The organism is Neogemmobacter tilapiae (genome assembly GCF_014652215.1).
GTDB lineage: Bacteria > Pseudomonadota > Alphaproteobacteria > Rhodobacterales > Rhodobacteraceae > Neogemmobacter > Neogemmobacter tilapiae.
Map to the genome: position 1 here is coordinate 251336 of NZ_BMYJ01000001.1, position 18459 is coordinate 269794.

Below are 18459 nucleotides of genomic sequence, written 5' to 3' on the forward strand. Positions count from 1 at the left end.
CACGCGTGAAAATGTGTGTAAATTATTGATATTGAATATATATTCAGTGATTTGAATTCTTTTTGGGGTGTAGGTCGGACCGAGGCCCGACCTACGCATCCAACCCGAGGGCGCGGCGCAGGGCGGCGTTGGCGCGGGTCTGCCAGCCTTTGCCATCGGCCTTGAGCGCCGCCAGAATGTCGGGGTCCAGATGCAGCGTCACGCGCTGTTTGCGCTGTTCGGGGGGCATGGGCGGGCGGCCAAGATAGCCGTGCTTTTGCAGGGTTTTCACGAGGTCGGGGAATTCCCAGACGGGTTTGGCGGCGGCAAACCATACATCATCCAACTCTCGCGCATCCGGGTCTTGGGCGATGCCTTTGTTGATTTCGGCGTCTTCCTCGGGGGTTGGAAGACGCACCTTTTGCCCGGTTGGACTGTCTTTCAGGTCAGCCATCGCTCCACCTCTCTTGCATTCGCCTTGCGCAAGCTGATCAGCCGCCGACGGTTGCCGCGCGGTGTGTAGACCAGAACGCACAGCCGTTCGCCAATCAGGCCCGAGGATTCAAACCTTTCCTCGCCATAGTCGCGGCGCAGATCAACCTCGGTCTTGGCCGAAGCCCAGTCAAAGCCCTCGACCAAGGCGAAATCCACCCCGTGTTTGGCGCGGTTGGCTTGGCGTTTGTCGTCGTCCCATTCCCACATTTATATGCATACATTAAGTGGCGGTCAAGTGTAGGGGCAGGTTAGGATGCGTTGGTTAATGCGGGGTGAAGGTTGGGAAACGCATCGTTTGGGGGTTTGGGGTGGGCGTTGGGTGGGTGAAACCCACCGTCCGGGTGGGTTTTGGTGGTTGCCCCCCGTTTTGAGCCGCCGCCATGAAGGCGCGCTTGACCCGCAGCCTTGGTTCGCGGCACAGGATGGATTGAGCGTTCGGCGCGTTAAGGCGGGCAAGAGGTCAGAAATGAAAGACTGGCTGGGCGGGTTCGATTTCCTTTGGGATTTGCCAAAGGCGATGCTGCCAGAAAATTTGGGCCTTGTGCGAACAGCGCTGAACCTCGTTTGGCAAATAGCCTTGGTTGGTGTGCTGGCTTATGTCGCCGTCACGCAGATTTATTATGAGTATTTTTTGTGGGTCGTTGAGAGGTAGAGTGCGTGATTTCACGCACCGGTTTGGGGTCTGGTGCGTGCGAGCATGGCATCCTACGAGGGGTTGGTTTTTGGGTGTGGTGCGCCATGAATGCGCACCCTACGGCGCGCTAATCCGAAATTTCAATACTAAACTCAGTTCGAGATTTTCTCATTCGTTTGACATAAACAGATGAATCTACAAGCCCCTCAATTTTTGAACGAGAGACTTCAGACTTTGGACCAATCATCACCCTTGTCAACTCAAGACTTTTGCTAAACGGAACAAACACCAATGGTTGTTGCCCAAGCTCCTGATCAATTGCAACAATGAATCTAACCTCATCCTCATATTGCCAATCCGTTGATTTTACAGAAAATGCTAATTTTACGAGTTCAATTTTATGCTCATGGCTCATCTGCGATATGCTGGAAGATACGATGCGCGTACTTCGATATTCTACTGGCAAACAGCCCTCAGCCTCCACCTCAAACTCAAGGACAATACCTTTTCCACTATCGCCGTAGTGCGCCCACATCAGTGGACTATCAAACCTTCGAGAAAAACAACAAATGCAAATCGGGTTTGAAACGTGCCTTCCCCTTCTATCGATAAAATTCTCCCAAACAATATTTTCCTTTTCAGAAGCAAAAACTACACCAAAAAAATCAAAGCTGTCGTTTAAGTCAGAAATACGTGAAGCCTTTATTTGACGCTCAGTTAACGTCTTAATCGCAAACTCGGCCGATAGAAATTTATACAATTTCATTCAAACATCCAACTCCTCCACAAACCGCGCGTTCTCTTGAATATACTGGAACCGCAGCTCGGGCTTTTTGCCCATCAGCCGCTCCACCAGATCGCCCGTCTCGCCCGGTTCATCCTCATCAATCGTCACGCGAATGAGTTTTCGGGTCAAGGGGTTCATGGTTGTGTCTTTCAGGTCTTTGGCGTCCATTTCGCCCAGACCTTTGAACCGTTGCACGTCGATCTTGCCTTTGCCGCCCAGGCCTTTGGCCAGCCAGTATTCTTTTTCCACATCATCGGCGACATACAACCGTTTCGCCCCCTGGGTCAGGCGGTAAAGCGGGGGGCAGGCCAGGTAGAGGTGGCCCTTGTCGATCAGGGGGCGCATTTGGGTGAAGAAGAAGGTCATCAAAAGGCTGGCGATATGCGCGCCGTCGACATCGGCGTCGGTCATGATGATGATCTTGTCATAGCGCAGGTCATCGACGTTGAAACGGGTGCCCATGGAGACACCCAGCGCCTCACAGATATCGCGGATTTCGCTGTTTTCCGACAGTTTGCCCGAGGCCGCGCCCAGAACGTTCAGGATTTTACCTTTGAGCGGCATCAGCGCCTGATATTCGCGGTCGCGGGCCCCCTTGGCGGAGCCGCCGGCGCTGTCGCCCTCCACCAAGAAAAGTTCGGTCCCTTCGCGGTTCTTGGCGGTGCAGTCGGTCAGCTTGCCGGGCAAGCGCAGGCGTTTGGTGGCGGATTTGCGCTGGGTTTCCTTTTCCTGACGGCGGCGAAGGCGTTCTTCGGCGCGCAGGATGAGGAAATCGAGGATGGAACCGGCGGATTTGGTGTCATTGGCCAGCCAGTTGTCGAAATGGTCGCGGACGGCGCCTTCGACCCATTTGGCGGCCTCTTCGGTGGCGAGGCGGTCTTTGGTTTGGCCGACGAATTGCGGTTCGCGGATGAAGACCGAGATGAGGGCGCAGCCGCCGGTGAGCATGTCGTCGCGGGTGATGAGTTCGGCCTTGCGGTTCTTGACCAGATCACCATAGGCGCGGATGCCTTTGAGGATGGCGGACCAAAAGCCGGATTCATGGGTGCCGCCCTCGGGCGTGGGGACGGTGTTACAGTAGGATTGGATGAAACCGTCGCGAGAGGGGGTCCAGTTGATGGCCCATTCGACGGAACCGGGGACGCCGTATTTGTCCTGAAAGCCGACTTTGCCGGCAAAGGGCTTGTCGGCATAGGTGGTGGCTTTTTCCAGCGTGTCGGAAAGGTAATCGGAAAGGCCGCCGGGGAAGTGAAAGGTGGCCTCCATCGGCGTGTCGCCGTCGGGGATGGCGGATTTCCAGCGGATTTCGACGCCGGAAAAGAGATAGGCCTTGGAGCGGGCCATTTTCAGCAGGCGATGGGGTTTGAAGGCCTGGGTGCCAAAGATCTGGGGATCGGGGTGGAAGGTGGTGGTGGTGCCGCGGCGGTTGGGGGCGGGGCCGATTTTCTGGATGGGGCCAAGGGGTTGGCCGCGCGAGAATTTCTGGGAGAAAAGCTCGCGGTTGCGGGCGACTTCGACATCCATGCGGTCAGAGAGGGCGTTGACGACAGAGGAGCCGACGCCGTGAAGGCCGCCGGAGGTTTCATAGGCCTTGCCGTTGAATTTGCCGCCGGAGTGGAGGGTGCAGAGGATGACCTCGAGCGCGGATTTGTCGGGGAATTTGGGATGGGGATCGACGGGGATGCCGCGGCCGTTGTCGCGGATGGTGAGGGCGCCGTCGGCGTGAAGTTCAACCTCGATCCGGGTGGCGTGGCCGGCGACGGCCTCGTCCATGGAGTTGTCGAGGATTTCGGCAGCGAGGTGGTGGTAGGCGCGTTCGTCGATGCCGCCGATATACATGCCGGGGCGGAGGCGGACGGCCTCTAACGGCTCCAGCACCTCAATCGAGGAGGCGTCATAGGTGTCTTTTCCGCCGGAAAGAAGATCGTCGGCCATGATGCGCCCCCTGTGGTGATCGCGTGATTAGATCAGTTGGGGGCGCGGGGCGCAAGATGTGGGGGTTAGGTGGCGTCGCCAGTGGGTTTGAGATGGTTGCGCAACATGTCGATCAGCGCTTGGGGATCGCGGTTCCCCTGCGGCTGCGCCTCAACCCATTTTGCGGGCAGATAGTAGCCGATCACCTGACCGTTTTCGATCAGTTCGACGGGTTCCCCGTCCTTTGCCTTGCGGGATTTGGCGAGGGCGTGAAGGTCGTTCAGGGGAAGGATGCGCGACATGGGATTCCCGGCTTGTGTTCGGGCATTTTGCGCGGCAGAACGGGTGAAATCAAAGACATTATCGTTAAAATTGGGAGGGACCACATGCGCGTTCTGTTCACGGGGGGCACGGGGAAGGCGGGGAAGCATGTGGTGGCTTACCTGGCGGCGGCGGGGCACAAGGTGCTGAATTTCGACCGGGTTCCGCTGATGCATCCGGGGGTGCATGACCTGATGGGGGATATCACCGATGCGGGGCAGGTTTATTCGGCGATGTCCTCCCATGCGGGTTTTGACGAGATGGAAGACCCAAAGGGCGCGCAGGTGTTTGATGCGGTGGTGCATTTCGCGGCGATCCCGCGGCTTTTGCTGGCGCCGGATACCGAGACTTACCGCGTCAACGTCTTGGGCACCTATAATGTGATCGAGGCGGCGGTGAAGATGGGGGTGAAGAAGATCATCATCGCCAGCAGCGAGACGACCTATGGTCTGTGTTTCAGCGATGGGGTGGTGGACCCGAAGGTTCTGCCCTTGGAGGAAGACTACGACATCGACCCGATGGACAGCTATGGCATGTCCAAGAAAGTGAACGAGGTGACGGCGCGGTCGTTTCAGCGGCGGTCGGGGGTGGACATTTATGCGCTGCGGATCGGGAATGTGATCGAGCCGGATGAATATGACAAGTTCCCCGGTTTCTTTGCCGATCCGGGGCAGCGGCGGCGGATCACATTCAGCTATATCGATGCGCGCGATCTGGGGCAGATTGTGGATCAGTGTTTGCGGAAGGATGGGCTGGGGTTCCAGGTGTTCAATGCGGTGAATGACACGAATTCGGTGTGTCAGCCGAATGCGGAGTTGTTGGCGGAGTTTTTCCCGAAGGTTCCGGTGTCGCGAGAGTTGGAGCGGAACGAAAGTCTGTTGTCGAACCGCAAGGTGCGCGAGGTTCTGGGGTTCAAGGAAGAACACAACTGGCGGCGCTATGTGGCCGATCCGATGGGATGAGAAAGGGGGCCGGTTGGCCCCCTTTTGGTTTCAGATGATTTCGACTTGTGCCGTCATCAGCTGTTCGAGCGTTGTATGTTTGAGGCGCAGTGTATCACCGAATTCGAAATGCAAGACCACATCCGTTCCATCAACCTCGACGTTGCCTTGCTCACTTGCCCAGTCCACGAAATCTTGGGCATCGTTCAGATTGGCGGATGAAATACGAAGAACGTCCTGCAAGATATTGAAATCATTTATGACATCAACATCATCGGCACTGTCATCGCTGTTCGAAAAGACAAAGACATCCGCACCTTCGCCACCAGTGAGTGTATCGTCCCCCGCGCCGCCAATCAGTGTGTCGGACCCGGCGTCGCCGTTCAACAGGTCGTTGCCGTCGTCACCTGACAGGAGATTGTTCCCGTCGCCAGCCTGCAAGGTATCGTCGCCTGAACCGCCGTAAAGCGTATCGTTACCCGCATCGCCATCGACGCGATCATTTCCGGCGTCGCCATAAAGCAGATCGTCCCCGTTTTCCCCGTTGAGGGTATCATTGCCCTCGCCGCCTAGCGCAGTGTCGTTGCCGTCGCCGCCCAAGATCAGGTCATTTCCGGCCTCACCCAGCAAGCTGTCGTTGCCAGCTTCACCGGAGAGTTCGTCGTCGCCACCGTTTCCACGAAGGCTGTCATGCCCTGCCCCGCCGAACAACTGATCGATGCCGTCGCCACCGCTGATGCTATCGTCGCCATTGCCGCCGAACAGTTCGTCATCCCCGACGCCGCCCGACAGATCGTCGTTGCCGTCGCCACCGATCAGCATGTCATTGCCTTCGCCGCCGGACATCGTGTCGTTGCCCAGACTGCCCGACAGATAGTCATGGCCTGCTTCGCCATTCAGCCTGTCATGCCCCTTTTGCCCCAGCAGCCGGTCATCGCCGTCGCCGCCGTTCAGGGTGCTGGTGCCGTTGCCGCCGTCCAGCGTGTCGTCGCCAGCATCGCCCCAAAGCGTGTCGTCGCCGTCCTGGCCCAAAAGGCTGTCATTGCCATCGCCACCATAGAGCTTGTCCTGGCCAGAGCCACCGAACAGCGTATCGTTGCCGCCCTGCCCGTTCAGCGTGTTGTTGGCAATATTGCCCCAGAGCCGGTTGTTGCTTTCGCTGCCAGTCAGGGTCACGGCGCTGATGCCCAGGGCCTTCATGTCCTTGATCGAGCCGGACACCAGATAGGTGCTGGTCGAGACAAGCAGCAGGTTGTTGCTGACGACATCGAGTTTGGCGTTAAAGCCGCTGCGGCCGTTCAGGGTGTCAATCTCGACCACGGCCTTGCGGCCACCATCGATGCTGACGCGGGTGTTGTCCGAGGGGGTGACGCGCAGGGCATAGCCGCCCGCCGCCGCTGCCTTGACCAGACGGCCACCGTCCATGGAAAAGGCCAAGCCCTGCCGACCCTCGCCGATGTTATAGAAATTGTTGCCATTCTTGTCGTTGAAGACAACGCCAGTGACATAGGTATAGCCGCGCGAGCCAAAGCCCTGCGTCAGCATCGACACTTTATGGCCGCCAAAATTGCCCTGGGCCAAACCATAGCCCACCTCGTTCAGCCAACCCGACAACAGGTTGTAACGGTGGCCGGCCGAATCAAAAAGCATACCGTGCTGCGCCGCGGTCAGGCGTTCCAGCGAGTTGGCAAAGCCAACCGAGGCATAGTTGATGTTTTCGGCGTTGGCTGTCCAATCAAAGCCCGCCTGACGGAAACGGGTGGATGGCGTGCCATCGCCAATGCCGTCATGCGCAAATTTATCGACGCGGAGCATGTGGTTGGAATGCTTTTCCGCCGCGACCTGCAATTGCGTGCTGGGGGCTAGAACCTGCTTTGGCGCGGTTGAAATCGGTCCGGGCAAGTTCCCCTGATTCAACCCGATCTTTTGAAGCGCGGCTTCTTTGGATGGATCCATCCGCGCCCTGTTCAACAACTCGATACCGTACTGTTCTGCTGCCGAAAGTCCCATGTCTTACCTTTTTGTCCCTTTGACGGGCCCCACCCGCTTGTCCTTCCCTTTCACCGGGAAATGGGGCGCGGATGGGGCACCAATCGACAGAAGACAAGGCCAAAAACAACGCTTTGGCGCAATTCTATCACGATTACGTCAGCGGCTTTTGAAGAGTGAGCCGAGAATCCCGCGCACAATGGCCTGACCGGACTTGGTGCCCAGTTGACGGGCGAAGCTTTTGGTAAAGGCTTCGGTGACGCTGTCGGAGCGGCTGGAGGATTTGGGCTTTTCGACGCGATCCTCGCGTCCGCCATAGCGGCGGGCGTTTCGGAAGCCGTCGTCGGCCTGTTCGGCCTGCTGGGCCGCCTTGTCGGCGCGGGCGCGGAGGCGTTCAAAGGCCGAATCGCGGTCGATGGTCTGGTCGTATTTTCCCGCCAAAGGCGAATCGGCGATGATCAGGGCGCGGGTGGCGGGGTCGACGGGGCCCAGCTGGGAGGATGGGGGGCGGACAAGGGTTCGCTCGGCGACGCCGGGAATGCCCTTGGCCTCTAGGAACGACGTAACAGCCTCGCCCGTGCCGACCTCGCGGATGGCGTCTTCGATGCTGAAACGAGGGTTCTCGCGGTAGTTTTGCGCGGCCATGCGCAGGTCTTTCTGGTCTTTGGCGGTGAAGGCGCGCAGAGCGTGTTGGACGCGGTTGCCCAACTGGCCAAGGATGACCTCGGGGATGTCCGCCGGGTTCTGGCTGATGAAATAGACGCCGACGCCTTTGGAACGGATAAGGCGGGCGACCTGTTCGACCTTTTCGATGAGGGACTTGGGGGCGTCGTTGAAGAGAAGATGGGCCTCGTCAAAGAAGAAGACGAGTTTGGGTTTGTCGGGATCGCCCACCTCGGGCAGTTCCTCGAACAGTTCGGAGAGAAGCCAGAGGAGGAAGGTGGCGTAAAGGCGGGGGGATTGCATCAGCTTGTCAGCAGCGAGGATGTTGATGCGGCCACGGCCCTGATCGTCGGTGAGCATGAGATCGGCGAGTTCAAGGGCGGGTTCGCCGAACATCTGGGTGGCCCCCTGATTCTCAAGCACCAACAAGCGGCGCTGGATGGCACCGACGGAAGTGGAGGAGACAAGGCCGTAGCGGGCGCCGATGTCGGCGGCGTTTTCGGCGATGAAGGTGAGCATGGCCTGAAGGTCTTTGAGATCAAGCAGCGGCAGGCCCTCATCATCGGCCAAGCGGAAGGCGACGTTCAAGACGCCTTCCTGGGGTTCGGTGAGTTCCAGAAGGCGGGAGAGCAGCAGCGGGCCCATTTCCGAGACGGTGGCGCGGACGGGGTGGCCTTGTTCGGCGAACATATCCCAGAAGGTGACGGGAAAGGCGGAATATTGCAGATCAAGGCCAATGGTGGCGGCGCGTTTGACAAAGGATTCGTGCAGTTTATGGGTGGGGCTGCCGGACGCGCCAAGGCCTGAAAGGTCGCCTTTGACATCGGAGAGAAAGACGGGAACGCCGGCGGCGGAAAAACCTTCGGCCAGGATTTGCAGGGTGACGGTCTTGCCGGTGCCGGTGGCCCCGGCGATCAGGCCATGGCGGTTGCCGTATTTCAGCAGAAGGGTCTGCGGTAGACCATAGCCTTCGCCGCCGCCGCCCACAAAGATGCTTTCGGTCTGGTCCATCGTTCTTCCCCGTATGGTTCGGATTGAACATACATCCTTAACCGCTTGATGCCAGTCTGGGGACGCGCGGGGGCGTGTTCTGCCTGCGTGTTGTGACTTCCTCCCTGTTGACTGGCCGTGCCCTGCGGGGCGCGGCTTTTTTGTTTGCGCGAACGGAAGATTTCCCTGCAACTTGGGTGTTGACGCGGGCTTTTTTCCCGCCTAGCTTCCGAAACCAGAAAGTCGGCCAGTCCGACAGGGAGCAAAATGAGATCGAAAAAGGGCCGCCACCACGGCCCTTTTTCATTTGCTCAGACCCTGATCACATGCCCAAGCTTCCCCGGCGGAAAGCTGCCGTGCGGGCGGTATTTCCTACCTGACTTGGCGCGGATGGCGTGATAAGCCGCGCGCAGAACAGGCAAAGGACATTGAAAATGGCCAAGACGAAATTGACGCCGCTGCTGGCTTTGGTGCTGATGCTGGGCACAGGCAATGCGGTGATGGCACAGGAAGCGACGACCGAAGCGCCAGAAGCAGGCACGACGACGGAAACCGCTGTGACGCCTCCGGCGGAGGGTGAAGCGGCGGCCCCGGCGGAGGGCGCAGCAGATCCGGCGAGTGAATTCTCGATGGGGCAGCCAGACCCGGACGGGCCGGGGTCAATCTATGTGGCGGCGACGCATGGCGATTGGCAAGTGCGCTGCGTGAAGACCGAGGATGGGTCGGACCCCTGCCAGATGTATCAGTTGCTGAAAGGCGCTGAGGGCAACGCCGTGGCCGAGATCGCCCTTTTCCCGCTGCCGGCGGGTGGCGAGGCGGCGGCAGGGGCGAACTTTATTGCCCCTCTGGGCACGCTTTTGACCGAGGCGTTGCGGCTGGGCGTGGATGGAGCGACGCAGAAGGTCTATCCGTTCACCTGGTGCGACAACGGCGGTTGCGTGGCACGGGTTGGGCTGACGACGGAAGAGCTGGCCGGATTCAAGAAGGGCAATGCGCTGAAAGCGACGATCGTGCCGGTGGGTGCTTCGACCGAAAAGGTGGATGTGACGGTGTCGCTGAAAGGCTTTACAGCGGCCTATGACGCGCTGCCGGTGCCTAAGGAATAAGGGGCGGCGCGTGCAAGCACGCATCCTACCGCAAGGAACAAGGCCGATCCTTTTGGGGTCGGCCTTTTCAATTCAGGGGTTTGCTGCGTTTTCCTCATGTTTACGCAGAGCCAGGACGGCATTCATGCCGCCGAAAGCAAAGGCGTTGGAGAGGGCGGCTTTGATGGGGGCCTGCCGGGCGGTGTTGGGGACGACATCCAGCGCGCATTCGGGATCGGGTTCCTGATAGCCGATGGTGGGGGCGATGACGCCGTCGCGCAAAGCCAGGATCACCGCCAGCAATTCGACGGCCCCTGTCGCGCCGATGAGATGGCCGTGCATCGCCTTGGTGGAGGACACCAGCAGATGGTCGGCATGGGGGCCGAAAACATCGGCGATGGCGGCGCATTCGGTTTTGTCATTCGCCGCCGTGCCGGTGCCGTGGGCGTTGATATAGCCGACCTCATCCGGTTTCATCTTGGCATCCGCCAAAGCCCCGGCGATGGCGCGGGCGGCCCCGGCGCGGGAGGGCATGACGATGTCGGACGCATCAGAATTCATCGAAAAGCCACTGATTTCACAGAGGATTTCCGCCCCACGGGCGCGGGCGTGTTTCAGATCCTCGAACACATAAACCGCCGCCCCTTCGCCCATAACCATGCCGTTGCGCGTCAGGCTAAAGGGGCGACAGGCGTCGCGGGACATGACGCGGAGGCCTTCCCAAGCCTTGACGCCGCCAAAGCACAACATCGCCTCGGCCCCGCCAGCCAGCATGGCCTTGGCCTGCCCGCGTTTGACCATCTGATAGGCGAGACCCATGGCATGGTTGGAGCTGGCGCAGGCGGTGGAGACGCTGAAAGAGGGGCCGCGCAGGTTGAATTCCATCGAGATATGGGCAGGGGCAGCGTTGTTCATCAGGCGAGGAACGACAAGGGGATGAACGCGGTTTTTGGCCTCTTCATAGACGGTGCGATAGCTGTCATCCCAAGTGTTGACGCCGCCGCCTGCGGTGCCCAGCACGACACCGGCGGTCAGGCCCATGCGGCCATCAAAGTTCAGGCCCGATTGGGCGACGGCCTGCCTTGCTGCGACAAGGGCGAATTGGGTGAAGCGGTCGTAGAGGGAGAGTTGCTGGCGGTTGAAGTGCGTTTCCGGGTTCCAGTCGCGGACCTGCGCGCCGATCTGGACGGCAAGACGTTCGACATCGCGGAAATCCAGCGGGCCGATGCCGCATTGGCCTTGGTGCATGGCGGCCCACGTCCCCGCCACATCCTGCGCCAAGGCGTTGACGGTGCCTGCCCCGGTGATGACGACGCGGCCCATCAGGCGGCGCGGGCGGCAATCAGGCCTTCGACGGCGCGGACGATGGCCCCGACAGAGCTGAAATCAAAGTCGGATTTTCCGGGTTCATTGGCGTTGAAGGGGACGGCGATGTTGAAGGTTTCTTCGATGGCAAAGATCGCCTCGACCAGACCAAGGCTGTCGATACCCAGATCGCCAAGGCCCGCGTCCAAGGCGATTTCGTCGGGCTGGCGCAGGGCTTGTTCGGCGATGATCTCGCGGATGCGCTGGGTGACATCGGCCATGGTCTACTCCGTCTCTGATGCGGCCCCATCCTGACCGGGAATTGCAACAGCTTTCTGAAGGGCGGCGAGGCTGGCGGCCATGCGGGGCAAACGGCGGAGGGCCTTTTGCATTTCGAGATGGGTTTCCATCTTGACCGCCGGATAACCCAAAAGGACGCGGCCCTTGGGGGCATTGGTAAAGATCTTGGTGCCGCCGCCGGCAATGACATCATCGCCAACAAAGATGTTGTCATTGACGCCGCATTGGCCGGCCAGAACAACACGGTCGCCGATGCGGGCGGAACCGGCGATGCCGACCTGACCGCAGAGAAGGCAATCGCGGCCGACCTGGACGTTGTGGCCGATATGGACGAGGTTATCCAGCTTGGTGCCGGAGCCGATGGTGGTGTTGCGGATGGTGCCGCGATCAATGGTGGAATTGGCCCCGATTTCGACATCATCGCCAATAGTGACGGCCCCAAGCGAATGGATGCGGGTCCAGCTTTGTTCGCGGATTTCGTCGCGCTGGCCAAGGGTTTGGCGGATTTCTTCAACGCCGGATTTTTCGGGGGTGACGAAGGAGAAGCCATCGGCACCGATGACGGCCCCCGGCTGCGCAATGAAACGGTCACCGATGGTGACACGGGCACCGATCTTGGCCCCTTGGAGGATGAGGGCATCGGCCCCGATCTGTGCGCCTTCGGCGATGGAGACATGGGAGGCGATGCGGGCGCCCTGGCCGATGGTGACGCCTGCGCCGATGGTGACAAAGGGGGCGATGGCGACCCCTGCCCCGATCTGGGCGCTGGGGTCGATGACAGTCATGGGATGGATGCCGGGGGCGATGGCAGGGCCGGGGTCAAGCATGCAGGTGAGGCCGGACATGGCAAGACGGGAGCGGGGGGCGAAGATGGCGGCCTTAAGGCCAAGCGCCTGCCAGTCGGCACCGGGCCATACGACAGCAGCCAGCGCCCTGCCCTGCGCCAGACCGCCCGCGTATTTGGGATCCATCGCTAGGGCCAGATCGCCCGGCCCGGCGGTGTGGGGTTCGGAGGCACCGGAAACGGGAATCGTCAGATCACCCGCCGCCTCGGCCCCCAAGGCCTGTGCAATTTCGCCAATCGTATGGGTCATCGGGCCTTCCTTGTCTGGCGGGGCAAGAAGGCCCCTGCCAAGGATTTAGCCCTGAACCCCCACGGGCGCTACCCCAGCCTCGACCAGCGCATCGAAAATCCGCCCATCGCGGCCATAGACATCACGGCGATAGTTCATCTGGCCTTTGGCCGTGGGAAAGGCGGTGAAATAAACCAGATGGACGGGGATGTGGTTTTCAAAGGGCACGCTGGTTTCGCGGCCCGTTTTCAGGGTCGTGTCAAACTCTTCCTCGGCGGCCAGAGACTGGCGCGACAGGAGGGCATGGGCAAAGTCGAAGGGATCGGCCAGACGGATGCAGCCGTGGCTGAAGGCGCGGACTTCCTTGGCGAAGAGGGATTTCGACGGCGTGTCATGCAGGTAGATGTTGTATTGGTTGGGGAACATGAACTTGACCAGACCCAAGGCGTTGCCGTCCGAAGGGGCCTGCCGCATGGCATAGGGGAAGTTGCGGGCGTTGTAGGCGGCAAAGTCGATGTTGGCGCGGCTGACGGCCCGGCCATTGCGGTCGATCAGTTGCAGATGGCCCGCAGCACCCGGATTGCGCTGCATCATCGGCAGGTATTCTTTGACGGTGATGGAACGTGGCACGCTCCACGAGGGGTTCACCACCATATATTCCATTTCGTCGGAAAACTCGGGGGTGCGCTGGTCGGGGACATCCTTGCCGACGACGGAACGGGTCTGGAAGGTGACCTTGCCATCGTCGATGATCTTGGCGGTAAAGTCGGGGATGTTGACCCAGATATGGCGTTTGCCGCGGGGCATGTCCATCCAGCGCTGGCGTTCCAGCGCGACGATCACCGATTCCAGCCGTTCGGCGGGGGCGACGTTGATTTCGGCCATGGTGAGTTCGTCGGCGACGCCATCCGCTTCAAGCCCGTGGTCAAGCTGGAAAGCCTGCACAGCGCGGGTGATGGCGGCGTCATAGTCTTGGGTGGCGGTGAGGCCAAGATAGCCCATGGCCGCCAGACGGTCGCGCAGGGCCACGACCAAGGCCCCGGATTGGCCCGGTTCCAAGGCTTTGGCTTCGACCGGGGCACCCCAGCCGTTGGTCGAAGAAAGCCGTTCCAAGGTGATTTTGGCTTTGACCAGTTGGGCGTATTCCGGCGACTGCGGCGGCAGGTCAGAGAGCCAGGCCACAGGATCGGCGGCCGTCAGGAAGGCTTGCAGGTTCAAGGCGGGGTCGACAACGACCACCTCACGCTTGATGCCCGCATCGACATCGGCGGGGACCAAGGCCCCCGATTGCAGGTCATGGGCATAGGTCAGCAGGGCGCGCGTCATCCGAGCCTCAAGCCGGCCACGATCGCCTTCGGTCTGGGCGGCATGATAGGCGGCAACCAGTTCGGCCACGTCATAGCGGGCGACGGGCAGGCCATGATCACCGGCATGGGAAAGGGCCGTGAGCAGGGCCTGACGGCGGTCGGCATCATCGGCATCAGTCCAATGCGCCTCGTATCCATTGGCGCGGTAATGGGCCGAGAGGATGGGATCGTCGACCACAGCCTCGGCCAAGGCGCGCACAAAGGGGGACAGACCTTCGGTCTGCGCGAAAACCGGGGAAGCGCCCGTCAAAAATCCGGAAAATGCCAATCCTGCCCAAAGGCCCGACTTCAAACGTCCTGCAACAATTCCCAACGCCATAAGTCCCTCGATCCTGCTTGCCTTAACACAGGGATGTGAGATTTCGTGCCCCTTGTCCAATCACAAGCCTGCCAAATACCCGAAAAATCGTCACATTCTGGCAACGGTTCCTCACAGTCGCAGCGTCACCCTGCCCCGCTGGAACGATTCAGCAAATTTTTGCCTATTGCGGTGCATTCTGCGCTGAGGCGGGCATTCTGCACTTTCCAGACGATTCGTGCTGTGCAATAGTTTCAGCACACTTGGGGATAAGTGCAGAGAACCGCAGAAACATGCGGTAGAATACCAGCGTAGGGACAGGCGCTCAGAATGACGAACAACACCTCGGCAGGCATCTCGCGGCGTGGCCTTTTGGGTATTTTCGCAGCGACAGCAGTTGTGGCAGCCCCCACTTATTCCAAAGCCTTTGGCCTTTTGCGTGGGGCGGGTGATATCCGCCGCGTCAGCATGTATTCGGGCCGAACCGGCGAAAGCGTGAACACGATCTATTGGCTGGAGGGGGAATATATCCCCGAAGTGCTGAAAGAGATCAATTTCTTCATGCGCGACTTCCGCACCGGCGATGCGATCAAGATGGATCCGAAAAATCTGGACATCATGGCGGCGGCGCATCGGCTGATGGATGTGTCGGAACCCTATATGCTGTTGTCGGGCTATCGCAGCCCGAAGACCAATTCGATGCTGCGGTCCAAGTCGGGTGGTGTGGCGAAAAACTCGTTGCATATGGTGGGGCAAGCGGCGGATCTGCGGCTGAAGTCGCGGTCGGTCGGGCAGATGGCGAAAGCCGCTGAATCCTGCGCCTCGGGCGGTGTGGGGCGCTATTCGCGGTCGAACTTTGTGCATATGGATTGCGGAGCGGTGCGCCATTGGGGCGGCTGATCTGCGAATACACGGAATGAAAAAGGCACCCTGCGGGGTGCCTTTTCGTTTATTCGGCGTCGTCGTCTTGTGGTTCGGCTGGCTTGCGCCCCTTGAACCCCATCGCCACCACGAACTTTTCCGAACTGTCCGAACGGCTGGCCGGTGGTTTCACATTCGCCACCTTTTGGAAATTTTGCTTGAGCAAGGTTTGCAGCGTCTGTTCTGCGCCCCCCGCCAGAACTTTGGCGACAAAGGAACCGCCGGGTTCCAGCACGTCAAAGGCGAAATCCACCGCCGCCTCGCACAAGGCGATGATGCGGAGGTGATCGGTGCCCTTGTGGCCGCTGGAGGCGGCGGCCATGTCAGACATGACCACGTCGGCCGGCCCACCCAACCAATCCTTGACCTGCTGGTCGGCCCCATCGGCCAGAAAATCCAACTGATGGATCTGCGCGCCGGGGATGGTTTCCACCTCTTGCAGATCGACGCCCAGAACGGTGCCCTGCGCTTTGCCCTTGCGGTCGCCCAAGGCGTTGACGCGGACGACCGCCACCTGACACCAGCCGCCCGGCGCGCAGCCCAGATCGACGACGCGGGCGCCGGGTTTAAGGAAACCGTATTTGTCATCGAGTTCCAGAATCTTATAGGCCGCCCTGCCCCGGTAGCCTTCTTTCTTGGCCCGCTGGACGTAAGGGTCATTCAACTGGCGTTCGAGCCAGAGGGTCGAGGACAGCTTGCGCCCCTTGGCGGTCTTGACCTTGACGCGCAAATCGCGCTGGCCCCGGCCGGATGTGTTTTTTTCGGTCATGTCAAAGTCCGTCTTCCAGAACGCCATCCGCGCTCATCTGTGCATAAAGCAGCCCTTCGCGCAGGCCACGGTCGGCCACGGAAAGGCGGTCGGTGGGCCATATCCGCATCAGCGCCTGAAGGATAGCCGCGCCGGACATGATCAGCGCCTGACGGTCGCGACCAATGCGGGGATCGGTGCGGCGGCCTTCTGGCCCCAGCGACAGATAGTCGCGGATCACGGTGTCGATCTGGGCGGAGGTCATGCGGAGACCGTCCACCTTGTTGCGGTCATAGCGTTTGAGGCCAAGGAAAGAGGCGGCGACTGTGGTGATGGTGCCGCTGGTGCCGATGATCTGAAAGCCTTCGCGGGGGGCCTCGGCGTTGTAGGGGGAAAACGACGCCAGGTTTTCTTCGAAAAACCAGCTCATCAGGGCAAAGCGGGCGGCATCGTCATCGACATCGCCGAAATGGTCCTTGAGGGTGGCAACGCCAAGCGGCACGGAAATCCAATCGACGACGCGGGCGCCATCGGCCCCCTGGGCACCAAAGCCGGTGCGGAGGTTGAGGATGGACCGGGGGCGATCCTCGGGTGGGACGCCGGAAAGGTCGATCCAAACCAGTTCGGTGGACCCGCCGCCGATATCGACGACAAGCAATTGTTCGGTGCGGCGTTCGACAAGGGGGGCGCAGGAAATGACGGCGAGGCGGGCCTCTTCCTCGGCGCTGATGATTTCCAGCCAGAGGCCGGTTTCGCGTTTGATCTGGCGGATGAATTCGCGGCCGTTCTTGGCGCGGCGGCAAGCCTCGGTCGCGACCAGCTTCATGCGTTTGACGCCGTGCTGTTCCAATTTGCGCTGGCAGACCTTGAGCGCCTGAATGGTGCGGCCCATCGAAGCGCGGCTAAGGCGGCCTGTCGCCTCAAGCCCCGCCCCCAGTTGGACGGTCTTTGAAAAGCTGTCCACGACCTGAAACTGACTGCCCGTGGGTCGGGCAATCAGCATCCGGCAGGAATTGGTGCCCAGATCCAGCGCCGCATACAAAGGCGACGCCGGACCGGGCGCTGTAGCACGGGCTGACGGTTCAACCGTCAGGGGCAAGGGCGCGGATTCGCCTTTGCCCTGCTGCGGGATCGCGTCCGCCCGTCGGGGACGCTGGGGCGTCATGACCGCCCTCCATTCGTGGTTGGAACAAAGGTAGCCCGCTTGGGGTCAGGGCGCAAGCATTCCCATCCCTGTCAAGAAGTTCATGAGAAGTTTTCAATTCGAGGGCTATCGCGGGGCCAGGGGAAAGCCGCTAGAAGGCATGGGTCGCAAGCGACACGGGACATGTCGAAAACCGACCTTGAGGGTGGGCATGGGCCGATTAGAAGGAAGTCACAGCAGGGGACGGGCGGGCATATGCCGGATTTGGTGATCGTGTACTGGCGGGATATTCCGGCACAGGTGATTGTGGGCCGGGGACGTCAGGCGGCGAAGGTGCAATTGCCAGAGCGGTTTGAACAGGCGATTGACCGGGCGGCGATGAAGGGTGGCGCGCGGGACACTGACAGCTATCTGGCCGAATGGCGCAAGGCCGATCCGGTGAGCGTGGAAGGTGAAGCGGTGGCGGTGGCCACGGCGGAAGCGGCGCGGATCGATGCGGAATATGATCAGGCCCGGCTGAAACTGCTGATTGACAATGATGGTTGGGCGGAGGCCCGACCCTGACCTTCTGGAGAGTTTGATGGCCCTGTTTTCCCTGCGCCGCGATACGGCAACCCATGAAGGGCCAAGCCCCGAAGTGGAAGCCTTTCTGCAAGGCTATTCGATCGAGGTGATGCCGCGGACGGCGGAAAAGGTGGAAAGCTTTCGGGCGATCCTGCCGAAAGGGACGCGGGTCTATATTGCGCATATCGATGGGACGCCGATTGCCGATATGGTGGCGACGGCGAAACGGCTGGCGGGGGAAGGCTTTGACGTGATGCCGCATTTCCCGGCGCGGATCATCCCGGACCGGGCGACGCTGGCCGATTGGGTGGCGCGCTATCGGGGTGAGGCGGGGGTAAAGCAGGGTCTGCTGCTGGGCGGTGGGGTGAACACGCCGGCGGGGGATTACAATTCGTCGATGCAACTGCTGGAAAGTGGCTTGTTTGGTGATTTTGAACGGCTGCATGTGGCGGGCCATCCCGAAGGAAACAAGGACATCGACAAGGACGGTGGTGATGCCATCGTTTTGCAGGCGTTAAAGTGGAAACAGGCGTTTTCGGAAAACACCGATGCTAAGATGGCGGTGGCGACGCAATTCTGTTTTGAGGCGGCCCCGGTGATTGCTTGGGCGGATCGTCTGGCGGCGGAGGGGATTTCGCTGCCGATCCATATTGGTGTCGCAGGCCCAGCCAAGCTGCAAACGCTGATCAAATTCGCCATTGCTTGCGGGGTTGGGGCGTCTTTGCGGGTGCTGCAAAAGCGGGCGATGGATGTGACGAAACTGCTGCTGCCCTATGAACCGACCGAGTTTGTGGCCGAGTTGGCGGCGCATAAGGCAAAGAACCCGAATTTCGGCATCGAACAGGTGCATTTCTTCCCGCTGGGCGGCATCACGACGAATGCCACCTGGGTGACCAACAACGGCGGCACGGCAGGCGTGCCCGCAGCCCAACAAGGATAAA

Annotated in this window: 19 protein-coding genes; 6 read left to right on the forward strand and 13 right to left on the reverse strand. The window is 60.4% G+C overall.

What is annotated here, in order from left to right; translation table 11 throughout:
- Positions 1-91 precede the first annotated feature (91 nt).
- Positions 92-433: a BrnA antitoxin family protein gene (locus tag IE095_RS01345; RefSeq protein ID WP_189409663.1), complete on the reverse strand. Its 342-nt coding sequence runs from the start codon at positions 431-433 to the stop codon at positions 92-94.
- Positions 421-681, reverse strand: coding sequence for a BrnT family toxin (locus tag IE095_RS01350; protein ID WP_189409664.1), 261 nt, complete (start codon positions 679-681; stop codon positions 421-423). The genes IE095_RS01345 and IE095_RS01350 overlap by 13 nt, the downstream gene beginning before the upstream one ends.
- 259 nt (positions 682-940) lie before the next feature.
- On the opposite strand from IE095_RS01350, the gene IE095_RS01355 reads away from it, so the two are divergent.
- Positions 941-1126: a hypothetical protein gene (locus IE095_RS01355; protein WP_189409666.1), complete on the forward strand. Its 186-nt coding sequence runs from the start codon at positions 941-943 to the stop codon at positions 1124-1126.
- Between the two features lie 109 nt (positions 1127-1235).
- On the opposite strand, the gene IE095_RS01360 is transcribed toward IE095_RS01355, so the two are convergent.
- From IE095_RS01360 to IE095_RS01370, 3 genes are all read right to left on the reverse strand, one after another.
- Positions 1236-1874, reverse strand: a complete 639-nt coding sequence (locus IE095_RS01360) for a DUF2971 domain-containing protein (RefSeq protein WP_189409668.1) — start codon at positions 1872-1874, stop codon at positions 1236-1238.
- Positions 1875-3830: a DNA topoisomerase IV subunit B gene (gene parE / locus IE095_RS01365; RefSeq protein ID WP_189409670.1), complete on the reverse strand. Its 1956-nt coding sequence runs from the start codon at positions 3828-3830 to the stop codon at positions 1875-1877.
- Between the two features lie 65 nt (positions 3831-3895).
- Positions 3896-4111 carry a hypothetical protein gene (locus tag IE095_RS01370; RefSeq protein WP_189409672.1) on the reverse strand — a complete coding sequence of 72 codons (216 nt, stop codon included), beginning with the start codon at positions 4109-4111 and terminating at the stop codon, positions 3896-3898.
- Positions 4112-4195: 84 nt separating this feature from the next.
- Here IE095_RS01370 and IE095_RS01375 point away from each other — a divergent pair, with 84 nt between their 5' ends.
- Positions 4196-5092 carry an NAD-dependent epimerase/dehydratase family protein gene (locus tag IE095_RS01375; RefSeq protein ID WP_189409674.1) on the forward strand — a complete coding sequence of 299 codons (897 nt, stop codon included), beginning with the start codon at positions 4196-4198 and terminating at the stop codon, positions 5090-5092.
- A gap of 30 nt (positions 5093-5122) precedes the next feature.
- Here IE095_RS01375 and IE095_RS18525 read toward each other — a convergent pair whose 3' ends face one another.
- Positions 5123-7081, reverse strand: a complete 1959-nt coding sequence (locus tag IE095_RS18525) for a CAP domain-containing protein (RefSeq protein WP_189409676.1) — start codon at positions 7079-7081, stop codon at positions 5123-5125.
- 138 nt (positions 7082-7219) lie between these two features.
- Positions 7220-8734, reverse strand: coding sequence for a helicase HerA-like domain-containing protein (locus tag IE095_RS01385; protein ID WP_189409678.1), 1515 nt, complete (start codon positions 8732-8734; stop codon positions 7220-7222).
- Positions 8735-9147: 413 nt separating this feature from the next.
- Between IE095_RS01385 and IE095_RS01390 the strand changes: the two genes are divergently transcribed.
- Positions 9148-9819: an invasion associated locus B family protein gene (locus IE095_RS01390; RefSeq protein WP_229804394.1), complete on the forward strand. Its 672-nt coding sequence runs from the start codon at positions 9148-9150 to the stop codon at positions 9817-9819.
- 72 nt (positions 9820-9891) lie between these two features.
- Here the strand turns inward: IE095_RS01390 and IE095_RS01395 are convergent, their stop codons facing one another.
- The 4 genes from IE095_RS01395 to IE095_RS01410 are packed head-to-tail and all read right to left on the reverse strand — an operon-like array spanning position 9892 to position 14162.
- Positions 9892-11121 (reverse strand): beta-ketoacyl-[acyl-carrier-protein] synthase family protein, encoded by a 1230-nt coding sequence (locus IE095_RS01395; RefSeq protein WP_189409679.1) that lies wholly within the window; start codon positions 11119-11121, stop codon positions 9892-9894.
- Positions 11121-11384 carry an acyl carrier protein gene (locus tag IE095_RS01400; protein WP_189409680.1) on the reverse strand — a complete coding sequence of 88 codons (264 nt, stop codon included), beginning with the start codon at positions 11382-11384 and terminating at the stop codon, positions 11121-11123. Before IE095_RS01400 ends, IE095_RS01395 begins: the two co-directional genes overlap by 1 nt.
- Positions 11385-11387: 3 nt before the next feature.
- On the reverse strand, positions 11388-12497 hold the full coding sequence (locus tag IE095_RS01405; RefSeq protein WP_189409681.1) for a UDP-3-O-(3-hydroxymyristoyl)glucosamine N-acyltransferase: 1110 nt from the start codon (positions 12495-12497) through the stop codon (positions 11388-11390).
- A gap of 45 nt (positions 12498-12542) precedes the next feature.
- Complete coding sequence (locus IE095_RS01410) at positions 12543-14162, reverse strand: L,D-transpeptidase family protein (protein ID WP_189409682.1); 1620 nt, start codon at positions 14160-14162, stop codon at positions 12543-12545.
- 309 nt (positions 14163-14471) lie between these two features.
- Here IE095_RS01410 and mepK point away from each other — a divergent pair, with 309 nt between their 5' ends.
- Positions 14472-15041, forward strand: a complete 570-nt coding sequence (gene mepK, locus IE095_RS01415; protein WP_189409683.1) for a peptidoglycan L,D-endopeptidase MepK — start codon at positions 14472-14474, stop codon at positions 15039-15041.
- A gap of 49 nt (positions 15042-15090) precedes the next feature.
- Here the strand turns inward: mepK and IE095_RS01420 are convergent, their stop codons facing one another.
- Both IE095_RS01420 and IE095_RS01425 read right to left on the reverse strand, forming a co-directional pair.
- Positions 15091-15831, reverse strand: a complete 741-nt coding sequence (locus tag IE095_RS01420) for an RlmE family RNA methyltransferase (RefSeq protein WP_189409686.1) — start codon at positions 15829-15831, stop codon at positions 15091-15093.
- Between the two features lies 1 nt (position 15832).
- Positions 15833-16975 (reverse strand): Ppx/GppA phosphatase family protein, encoded by a 1143-nt coding sequence (locus IE095_RS01425; protein WP_189409688.1) that lies wholly within the window; start codon positions 16973-16975, stop codon positions 15833-15835.
- A 234-nt stretch (positions 16976-17209) separates the two neighbouring features.
- On the opposite strand from IE095_RS01425, the gene IE095_RS01430 reads away from it, so the two are divergent.
- Both IE095_RS01430 and IE095_RS01435 read left to right on the forward strand, forming a co-directional pair.
- The gene (locus tag IE095_RS01430; RefSeq protein WP_189410123.1) at positions 17210-17518 is read left to right on the forward strand and encodes a virulence factor; all 309 of its coding nucleotides are present in this window, start codon (positions 17210-17212) and stop codon (positions 17516-17518) included.
- A gap of 16 nt (positions 17519-17534) precedes the next feature.
- The gene (locus IE095_RS01435) at positions 17535-18458 is read left to right on the forward strand and encodes a methylenetetrahydrofolate reductase (RefSeq protein WP_189409689.1); all 924 of its coding nucleotides are present in this window, start codon (positions 17535-17537) and stop codon (positions 18456-18458) included.
- Position 18459 lies beyond the last annotated feature (1 nt).